General features: G+C 70.4%; 8 protein-coding genes. 6 read left to right on the forward strand and 2 right to left on the reverse strand.

Features of this window, described 5'->3' with window-relative positions:
• Position 1 precedes the first annotated feature (1 nt).
• From ACH01S_RS03860 to ACH01S_RS03880, 5 genes are all read left to right on the forward strand, one after another.
• On the forward strand, positions 2 to 1,168 hold the full coding sequence (locus ACH01S_RS03860; RefSeq protein ID WP_067885416.1) for a branched-chain amino acid ABC transporter substrate-binding protein: 1,167 nt from the start codon (positions 2 to 4) through the stop codon (positions 1,166 to 1,168).
• A gap of 105 nt (positions 1,169 to 1,273) precedes the next feature.
• Positions 1,274 to 2,239, forward strand: coding sequence for a branched-chain amino acid ABC transporter permease (locus ACH01S_RS03865; RefSeq protein ID WP_067885406.1), 966 nt, complete (start codon positions 1,274 to 1,276; stop codon positions 2,237 to 2,239).
• Complete coding sequence (locus ACH01S_RS03870) at positions 2,236 to 3,411, forward strand: branched-chain amino acid ABC transporter permease (protein ID WP_083980294.1); 1,176 nt, start codon at positions 2,236 to 2,238, stop codon at positions 3,409 to 3,411. The genes ACH01S_RS03865 and ACH01S_RS03870 overlap by 4 nt, the downstream gene beginning before the upstream one ends.
• Before the next feature lie 59 nt (positions 3,412 to 3,470).
• Positions 3,471 to 4,211, forward strand: coding sequence for an ABC transporter ATP-binding protein (locus ACH01S_RS03875; RefSeq protein WP_067885420.1), 741 nt, complete (start codon positions 3,471 to 3,473; stop codon positions 4,209 to 4,211).
• Positions 4,201 to 4,956: an ABC transporter ATP-binding protein gene (locus tag ACH01S_RS03880; protein WP_067885408.1), complete on the forward strand. Its 756-nt coding sequence runs from the start codon at positions 4,201 to 4,203 to the stop codon at positions 4,954 to 4,956. The genes ACH01S_RS03875 and ACH01S_RS03880 overlap by 11 nt, the downstream gene beginning before the upstream one ends.
• A gap of 62 nt (positions 4,957 to 5,018) precedes the next feature.
• Here ACH01S_RS03880 and ACH01S_RS03885 read toward each other — a convergent pair whose 3' ends face one another.
• Positions 5,019 to 5,606, reverse strand: a complete 588-nt coding sequence (locus ACH01S_RS03885; RefSeq protein WP_083980296.1) for a DUF4352 domain-containing protein — start codon at positions 5,604 to 5,606, stop codon at positions 5,019 to 5,021.
• Between the two features lie 289 nt (positions 5,607 to 5,895).
• A complete protein-coding gene (locus ACH01S_RS03890) occupies positions 5,896 to 6,249 on the reverse strand; it encodes a PaaI family thioesterase (RefSeq protein WP_370671557.1) in 354 nt (117 codons plus the stop codon).
• 175 nt (positions 6,250 to 6,424) lie between these two features.
• Between ACH01S_RS03890 and polA the strand changes: the two genes are divergently transcribed.
• Positions 6,425 to 9,115, forward strand: a complete 2,691-nt coding sequence (gene polA, locus ACH01S_RS03895; RefSeq protein ID WP_067885414.1) for a DNA polymerase I — start codon at positions 6,425 to 6,427, stop codon at positions 9,113 to 9,115.
• Positions 9,116 to 9,371 lie beyond the last annotated feature (256 nt).

A 9,371-nucleotide genomic window follows, 5' to 3' on the forward strand; every position in this document is an offset into this window, starting at 1 on the left:
GATGAGGATCACCGGCGCGCTGGCGGTGAGCGCGGTTCTCGCGCTGAGCGCCGTGGCTTGTGGCGGAGACGACGGAGACTCCGGCGGCGGCAGTGGCGACGAGGTCACCATCGGGTTCATGGGCGACCTGACCGGTGAGAACTCGGGCCTTGTGATCCCGCCCTGGCAGGGCGCGCAGCTGGCCGTCGAGCAGTACAACGCGACGAACCCCAAGGTCAAGATCAAGCTCAAGAAGTACGACAGCCAGGGCAAGCCGGAGCAGGCGACGACGCTGGCGCAGGGCGCGGTCAAGAACGACAAGATCGTGGGCCTGATCGGGCCGGCGTTCTCGGGCGAGTCGCAGAGCGTCGCGCCGATCCTCGAAGAGGCGAAGATCCCGAGCGTCTCGCCGTCCGCGACGAACGTGACGCTGGCGGAGAAGGGCTGGAAGTTCTGGCACCGCGTGGTGGCCGACGACGCCGTGCAGAGCGCCGGCGCCGCGAACTTCCTGACCAAGGCCGCCGGGGCGAAGAAGATCTTCACCGTCTCCGACAACCAGGACTACGGCAAGGGCCTCGCCGACGCCATCGCGAAGGCGGCCGGCGGCGCGGGCGCGCAGACCCAGTCCGACGCGGTCGACGACAAGGCGACGGACTACTCCTCCACCGTCAACAAGATCAACCAGTTCAAGCCGGACGCGGTCTACTTCGGCGGGTACTACGCGGTCGCGGGACGCCTGTTCAAGCAGCTCCGCGAGGCGGGCTACAAGGGCAAGATGATGTCCGGCGACGGCTCGCTCGCCACCGGCCTGATCGAGGGCGCGGGCGAGAAGAACGCGCAGGGCGCGCTGCTGAGCTGCGGCTGCCTCATCGACGCCGAGGGCAAGACGAACGAGAAGGCCAAGAAGTTCGCCACCGACTACAAGGCGAAGTTCGGCTCCGACGTCGCGATCTACTCGACGGAGGGCTTCGACGCGGCCTCCACGTTCATCGAGGCGCTGAAGGCCGGCAAGAGCAAGCCCGAGGACATCAACGACTTCCTGAAGACCGTGGACTTCCAGGGCGTCGGGAAGCAGATCAAGTTCGACGCCAACGGCGAGCTCGCCGCGCAGGACATCTTCATCTACGAGGTGAAGGGCAACCTCCTGCCGCTGCTCGGCAACAGCAACGAGGCCAAGCCGACCGCGTAGGCGTCACAACGCCCACGACGAACCGTCCCCGTTCCGGGGGCCCCTGATGGCGCGGGAGCGGGAGCGCTACAGCGCTCCCGCTCCTTTTCACAAAGGCGACCGAAGGTGCTCGACGACTTCATCAATCAATTCTGGCCGTCGACCATCGACGGGCTTGCGCTGGGCGCGATCTACGCCCTGCTTGCCCTGGGCTACACGATGGTCTACGGCGTCCTCCGGCTGATCAACTTCGCACATGCCGACGTCTTCATGGTCGGGACGTTCGCGGCGCTGTGGTCCGTCCGGACCCTCGGCGTCTCCGACGTGGGCGGCATCACCCTGATCGGTGTGGTGGTGCTCATGGCGGTCGTGGCCGGCGGGGTCGCCGGCGGCGGCGCGATGCTCCTGGAGGTGACGGCCTACCGGCCGCTCCGCAAACGGGGGGCGTCGCGGCTCGCGGCGCTGATCTCCGCCATCGGCGCGTCCATCTTCATCCAGCAGCTGATGGGCGCGGTCGTGATCCACCGGGTGTTCGGCACCTCGAAGGAGGGCGGGAAGCTCGACGTCAACGAGCATTTCAAGAAGCTCTCCGACGTGGTGGACGTCGGCCCGGTCCTCATCCGCAACGACCAGCTCATCGTCTTCGTCGGCGCGGTGCTGATGATGGTCGCGCTCGACCAGTTCGTGAACCGGACGAAGCTCGGCCGCGGCATCCGCTCCACCGCCCAGGACCCGGAGACCGCGGTCCTCATGGGCGTCAACATCGACCGCGTCGTGTCCACGACGTTCCTCGTCGGCGGCGTCATGGCGGGCGTCGCCGCGGCGCTGTACTTCCTGCGCTTCGAGAGCACCAACTACTTCGTCGGGTTCCTGCTCGGCATCAAGGCGTTCACGGCCGCGGTGCTCGGCGGCATCGGCAACATCCGCGGCGCCCTCGCGGGCGGCTTCACGCTCGGGCTCCTGGAGATGTACGGGTCGAGCCTGTTCGGGTCGCAGTGGCGCGACGTCGTCGCCTTCTCCTTGCTGATCCTCGTCCTGATGTTCCGTCCCACCGGCATCCTCGGTGAGTCCCTCCAGCAGGCGCGCGCATGAACCTCACGAAGAACGGAAACGGAAACGACGGCCCGGGCGGCGTCCAGGCGTACCGCGACAGGCTGTCCCTCGACCCGCTCCGCAACGCCTGGTCGACCGCTCCCGGCCCGGTCCGCTGGGCCGTGTACCTCCTGCTCGTCGTCGGCGGGCTGCTCCTGCCGAGCCAGTCGATCGGCGAGTTCATGGCGCCGAGCGGCAGCGACTGGCCGTCCATGCTCAGCAACCAGATCGCGATCTACGTGCTCCTCGCCCTCGGCCTGAACGTGGTGGTCGGCATGGCCGGCCTCCTCGACCTCGGGTACGTGGCGTTCTACGCGGTCGGCGGCTACACGATGGCGATCTTCGCCACGAAGTACGGCTGGTCGTTCTGGGAGTCGCTGTTCCTCGCGATCGCGTTCGCGGGGCTGTCCGGGCTGATCCTCGGCGCGCCGACGCTGCGGCTGCGCGGCGACTACCTGGCGATCGTCACGCTCGGCTTCGGCGAGATCGTCAAGCGGACGGCGAACAACAGCTCCTACGTGAACGGCCCCCGCGGCGTCCAGGGCATCCCGCACCCGCCGACCCTGTCGGAGTTCGAGATCTTCGGCGTCCAGCCGCTCAAGTACGGGCTGCTGGACTCGCGGCCGTACTACTACCTGCTCCTGCTGTTCATCATCATCGCGATCGTCTTCGTGAAGCGACTCGAGCGGTCCAGGGTGGGCCGCGCGTGGGCCTCGATCCGCGAGGACGAGGACGCGGCCGAGCTGATGGGCGTCCCGACGTTCAAGTTCAAGCTGGCCGCGTTCGCGATCGGCGCGGCGATCGGCGGCAGCGGCGGCGTCGTGTTCGCCTCGCAGCAGACGTCGATCAACCCGCAGAACTTCGAGTTCCTCGTGTCGGCGCTGATCCTCGCCGGCGTGGTGCTCGGCGGCTCGGGCAACATCCCCGGCGTCATGCTCGGCGCGGCGGTGCTCGCCTGGCTCCCCGAGCGCTTCCGGTTCCTGTCGGACTACCGGATGCTGATCTTCGGCGCCGCGCTGGTGCTCATGATGATCTTCCGTCCGGAGGGCCTGTGGCCGTCCCGGCAGCGCAAGGCCGAGCTGGCCGAGGGCACCGGCGGCATGGGCAGTATGGGAGCCGAGGTGGCCGGGCCCGGGCAGGCGGCCGGCCCCGCCGCGGAGGAGGGCAAGTGAGCGTGGACAAGGGCGCCGGGAAAGGCGCCGCGCCCGTGCTGGAGCTGCGGGACGTCGTCATGCGGTTCGGCGGCGTCGTCGCGCTCAACAAGGTGAACCTCACGATCGGCGAGGGCGACATCTTCGCGCTGATCGGCCCGAACGGGGCCGGGAAGACGACGGTGTTCAACGTCACCACCGGCGTGTACCGGCCCACCGAGGGCCAGGTCGTCTTCGGCGGGAAGCGCATCGACGGCAAGAAGCGGTACGTCGTCACGAAGCTCGGCGTGGCGCGGACGTTCCAGAACGTCCGGCTGTTCCACAACATGACGGCGATCGAGAACGTCCTCGTGGGCGCGGACGCCCACCACCGGACGGGCTTCGTCGGCGCGTCCCTCGGCCTGCCCTGGCACCGCCGGGAGGAGCGCCAGGGCCGGGAGAAGGCCCGCGAGCTGCTGGAGCTCGTGGGCATCCCGCACCGCGGCGAGGAGGCGGCGAAGAACCTCCCGTACGGCGACCAGCGGCGGCTGGAGATCGCGCGGGCGCTCGCCACCGACCCGAAGCTGCTGCTGCTGGACGAGCCCGCCGCCGGCATGAACCCGGCGGAGAAGGTCGCCCTGCAGCAGCTCATCCGCACGATCCGCGACACGGGCGTGACGGTCCTGCTGATCGAGCACGACATGAGCCTCGTGATGGGGATCAGCGACCGGGTCGCGGTCCTGGACTTCGGCCAGAAGATCGCGGACGGGCTGCCCGCCGAGGTGCAGAACGACCCGCGCGTCATCGAGGCGTACCTGGGGGCTCCCGCCGATGCTTCTTGAGATCAAGGACATCCACGTCCACTACGGAAAGATCGCGGCGCTCAAGGGCATCTCCGCGTCGGTCGACCAGGGCGAGATCGTCACGCTGATCGGCGCGAACGGCGCCGGGAAGACGACGACGCTGAAGACGATCTCCGGGCTGCGCTCGCTGTCGCGCGGGTCGATCCACTTCGACGGGCGCGACATCAGCGGCATGCAGGGGCACAAGCGCGTGCGCGTCGGCATCGGGCAGGCGCCCGAGGGGCGCGGCGTCTTCCCCGGCATGACCGTCGAGGAGAACCTCCTCATGGGCGCCTACGCTCGCAGGGACGACCCGTCCAAGGAGCTGAAGGAGGCCTACGATCTGTTCCCCCGGCTCTACGAGCGCCGCAGGCAGGCGGGCGGCACGATGTCCGGGGGCGAGCAGCAGATGCTCGCGATCGGCCGGGCGCTGATGGCCAAGCCCAAGGTGCTCCTGCTGGACGAGCCGTCCATGGGGCTCGCGCCCATGCTCGTCCAGCAGATCTTCACGATCATCCAGGAGATCAACCGGCGCGGCACGACCGTGCTGCTGGTGGAGCAGAACGCCCAGCAGGCGCTCCAGATCGCGCACCGCGCGTACGTGCTGGAGACCGGCCGGGTGGTGAAGTCGGCGCCCGCCGCCGAACTGCTCGACGACCCGCAGGTCCGCGCCGCCTACCTCGGCGGCGACCTCGGCGAGGACGCGGCCGCCGCGGACGCGCCGCCGCCGGAGGAGGCCGGGTAGCCGTTCGGCGCGCGCCCGCCGGGTCCACGCGACCCGGCGGGCGCGCTTTTTCGCGTCCTTGGTCAGGGCAGTCCGATCTCGGCGGGCGCGGGCTGGCTGACCGCGCCGACCGGCGGCGACCCGTAGAGCCGGACGGCCTTGGCCTTCGCGCCGCGCGGGACGTCGAACCACAGGTCGAACTCGACGCGCATGGACGCCCCGACGGACAGCCGCTCCGGCTGCCGCTTGATCATCGTCGCGTTGACGTCGGGGGAGTAGGCCCTGCCGTCGGCGGTGACGAGCCGCTGCTTCCAGGTGTCGAAGACCTGGATGTCGCGCCCGGTGTTGACGGCGAGGAGGCGGATCCGGGTGAAGGCGCCCTTGGCGTCCATCGCGGCGTGGGTGCCCATCACGTCCGTCATGCCCTGGCGGAAGCCGATCACGGTGAAGCTCATGTCGGCGCTGCGTCCCGTCCTGCCCTGGGGGACGGCCTCGCCTTCACGGGCCGTCTCGGCCGGGATCTTGTAGGCGGGCGGCGCCTTGGCGTGCCCGGACCCGGAGCAGCCCGCGAGGGCCGCGGCGAGCGCGAGCACGAGGGCGACGGTGGGCGCGGCGGGTGCGCGGCCTGCGCGCGGCCGTGTCCCGCGGACGTGCGTGCTACGGGAGCGCATGTCCGGAACGTACGGCGGATCGGGGCGCGGGTGAACGCGCCGGGGCGTTTCGCAACGCAACCGCAACCACTGTCGGCCCTACACCGGTGTCGGCATACCGGGTTCCGGGCCCGGACATGCGTTGACCCGGGATCACCTTTGGGGCCGTACGAACCTTCCCCGGGCGCGTACGTTGTCTACTCGGTGATCCCGGGCCGTTCCGTGCCACGCTACAGACCTCGGGCGGCGCATCGCAAAGAAAGTCCGGATCGTGCCGTTTCGACCCGATCGGCCGTCCGGACCGCTCCGGTCAGCCGCCGGGCGCGTCCCGGAGCATGCAGGTCAGCCGGGCCGTGCAGACCCGGCGGTCCCGGTCGTCGGTGAGGACGATCTCGTAGGTGGCGAGCGTCCGGCCGCCGTGCGTGCGCGTCGCGACGCCCGTCACGTGCCCCTCCGTCGCCGACCTGTGGTGCGTGGCGTTGATCTCGACGCCGACCGCGATCCGCCCCGGACCCGCGTGCAGCGCCGCGCCGACGGACCCGAGCGACTCCGCGAGGACGCACGACGCGCCCCCGTGCAGCAGCCCGTACGGCTGGGTGTTGCCCTTCACCGGCATCCGGCCGACGACCCGCTCCGGCGACGCCTCCAGGACCTCGACGCCCATGGCCTTAGCCAGATCGCCGTACGCGTCGGGCCCGGCGCCGTCCAGGGGGCCCGCGCCGTCCGTCTCAGTCACTTGCACCCTGCCTTCCCTCGGGGCCTTCCTGTGGGGACGACCTCGGAGACCGGGAGACACCGGCCTCAGCGAAACTGTCGTGGACGCAGACTAGAGTCCTGGTGTGGCGACGACAGCGACGACCCCTGACAAGCGTGACCGGCTCCTTCTGCTCGACGGGCACTCCCTGGCCTACCGGGCGTTCTTCGCGTTGCCCGTGGAGAACTTCTCCACGACCGACGGGCAGCCGACCAACGCCGTGTACGGCTTCACCTCGATGCTCATCAACGTCCTGCGCGACGAGCAGCCCACGCACATCGCGGTGGCCTTCGACCGCTCCGAGCCGACGTTCCGGCACGAGCAGTACGTCGAGTACAAGGCGGGCCGCCAGAAGGCGCCCGACGAGTTCCGCAGCCAGGTCAGCCTGATCTTCGAGGTGCTGGACGCGCTGCGCGTCCCGCGCCTGTCGGTCGCCGGGTTCGAGGCCGACGACATCATCGCCACGCTGTCCGTCCAGGCCGTCGCCGCGGGCATGCGGACCCTCATCGTCACCGGCGACCGCGACGCGTTCCAGCTCGTCAACGACGACGTCACGGTCCTGTACCCGGTCCGCGGCGTCTCCGAGCTCTCCCGGATGGACCCGGCCGCCGTCGAGGGCCGCTACGGCGTCCCGCCCGAGCGGTACCGCGAGCTGGCCGCGCTGGTCGGCGAGAGCAGCGACAACCTGCCCGGCGTCCCCGGCGTCGGCCCGAAGACCGCCGCGAAGTGGCTCACCAAGTACGGCGACCTCGACACCCTCGTCGCCCGCGTCGAGGAGATCAAGGGCAAGGCGGGCGACAACCTGCGCGAGCACCTCGCCGTCGTGCTGCGCAACCACCAGATCAACAAGCTCGACACCGAGGTCGGGCTGGAGCTGACGCCGCCGCAGCTCGCCATGGGCCAGTGGGACCGCGAGGAGATCCACACCCTGTTCGACTCGCTGCAGTTCCGCGTCCTGCGCGAACGGCTGTACGCGACGCTGTCGACCGCCGAGCCGGAGGCCGACGAGGGCTTCGACGTCCGGGTCGACGCCCTGGAGCCCGGCGCGCTCGGCGCCTGGCTGGAGGCCAACTCCGGCGACCGGCTCGGCGTCGCCGTCACCGGCATCTGGGGCCGCGGCACGGGCGAGATCACCGCGCTGGCGCTCGCGTCCAAGGACGGCCCGGCCGTGCACCTCGACCCGGCCGAGCTGATCGAGGACGACGAGCGCGCCCTCGCCGCCTACCTCGCCGACCCGAAGCGCCCGAAGGCGATCCACGAGGCGAAGGGGCCGATGCTGGCCCTCGCCGCCCGCGGCCTGGCCCTCGCGGGCGTCACCAGCGACACCGCGCTCGCCGCCTACCTCGCCCTGCCCGGCCAGCGGACGTTCGACCTCGCCGACCTCGCGCTCCGCTACCTGCACCGCGAGCTGCGCACCGAGACCGAGGACAACGGGCAGCTCACCCTCGACGGCTCCGGCGAGGAGGAGGCCGCCGAGGCGCTCGCCGTGCGCGCCCGCGCCGTCACCGAGCTGGCCGACGTCCTCGACCGCGACCTCGACAAGCGCGGCGCGACCCGGCTGCTGCACGAGGTGGAGCTGCCGCTCGTCGGCGTCCTCGCGGGCATGGAGCGCGCCGGGATCGCCGTCGACAACGACCATCTCGCGGGCATGTCCGCGTCGTTCGGCGGCGAGGTCAAGGAGCAGGAGCAGGCGGCCCACGCCGCCGTCGGCCACGAGTTCAACCTCGGGTCGCCGAAGCAGGTGCAGCAGGTCCTGTTCGACGAGCTGAACCTGCCGAAGACCAAGCGGACCAAGACCGGCTACACCACCGACTCCGAGGCCCTCACCAACCTGCTGGAGAAGGAGCCGCACCCCGTCCTGGAGCGCATCCTGCGGTGGCGCGAGGTCGCCAAGCTCAAGAGCATCGTCGACTCGCTCATCCCGATGGCCGACGACGCCGGGCGCATCCACACCACGTTCAACCAGATGATCGCCGCGACGGGGCGGCTGTCGTCCACCGACCCGAACCTGCAGAACATCCCCATCCGGACGGCGGAGGGACGCCAGATCCGCGAGGGCTTCGTCGTGGGCGAGGGCTACGAGTCGCTCCTCACCGCCGACTATTCGCAGATCGAGCTGCGCATCATGGCGCACCTCTCCGAGGACGCCGCGCTGCTGGAGGCGTTCGGCTCCGGCGCCGACTTCCACACGATCACCGCGTCGCGGGTGTTCGGGCTGCCGCCCGACCAGATCGACTCCGAGCTGCGCGCCCGGATCAAGGCGATGAACTACGGCCTTGCGTACGGCCTGTCCGAGTACGGCCTGTCGCAGCAGCTCCGCATCCCGCCCGCCGAGGCGCGCGAGCTGATGACCGAGTACTTCGAGCAGTTCGGCGGCGTCCGCGACTACCTGCGCGACGTCGTCGCCAAGGCCCGCCACGACGGCTACACCGAGACCATCCTCGGCCGCCGCCGCTACCTGCCCGACCTGAACTCCGACAACCGGCAGCGCCGCGAGATGGCCGAGCGGATGGCCCTCAACGCGCCGATCCAGGGCTCGGCCGCCGACATCATCAAGGTCGCCAGCCTGAACGTCGACCGCGCCCTTAACGCGGCGGGCCTCACGTCCCGGATGCTCCTCCAGGTCCACGACGAACTGGTCTTCGAGGTGGCCCCCGGCGAACTGGACGCCCTGAAGACCTTGGTGAGCACCGAAATGGCAGGCGCGTACGAACTCCAGGCCCCCCTGAGCGTCTCCATGGGCACAGGCCGCACCTGGCAGGAAGCAGCCCACTAGCACCAGCGCCCCCGACCTGCCCGCCACACCAAACACCCCACCCAGCCACCCGACAGCCCCCGCGCGGCCTGAACCTAAGCCGGGCCTGGCCAGCCCACCCCCGACCCCAGCTCGTACCTGAGCCGGACCTGGAACGAACCTGCCCCGGCCCTAGATCAAACCTGAGCTGAACTGGTTGGAATCTGAACCGGGACCCTGGGTTGAACCTGAGCCGGGGTAACGGTTCGTGCGGCCGGAGGGCGGCCACGCCCTCCGG

Origin of the sequence: Actinomadura chibensis NBRC 106107 (genome assembly GCF_001552135.1) — a bacterium.
Taxonomy (GTDB): domain Bacteria; phylum Actinomycetota; class Actinomycetes; order Streptosporangiales; family Streptosporangiaceae; genus Spirillospora; species Spirillospora chibensis.

Bases quoted from the DNA above. Each gene is read 5' to 3' on its own strand.
- ACH01S_RS03860 (WP_067885416.1), top strand. From the start codon at position 2: ATGAGGATCACCGGCGCGCTGGCGGTGAGCGCGGTTCTCGCGCTGAGC.
- ACH01S_RS03890 (WP_370671557.1), bottom strand. From the start codon at position 6,249: ATGGGCGTCGAGGTCCTGGAGGCGTCGCCGGAGCGGGTCGTCGGCCGG.
- ACH01S_RS03880 (WP_067885408.1), top strand. From the start codon at position 4,201: ATGCTTCTTGAGATCAAGGACATCCACGTCCACTACGGAAAGATCGCG.
- ACH01S_RS03875 (WP_067885420.1), top strand. From the start codon at position 3,471: ATGCGGTTCGGCGGCGTCGTCGCGCTCAACAAGGTGAACCTCACGATC.
- ACH01S_RS03870 (WP_083980294.1), top strand. From the start codon at position 2,236: ATGAACCTCACGAAGAACGGAAACGGAAACGACGGCCCGGGCGGCGTC.
- ACH01S_RS03885 (WP_083980296.1), bottom strand. From the start codon at position 5,606: ATGCGCTCCCGTAGCACGCACGTCCGCGGGACACGGCCGCGCGCAGGC.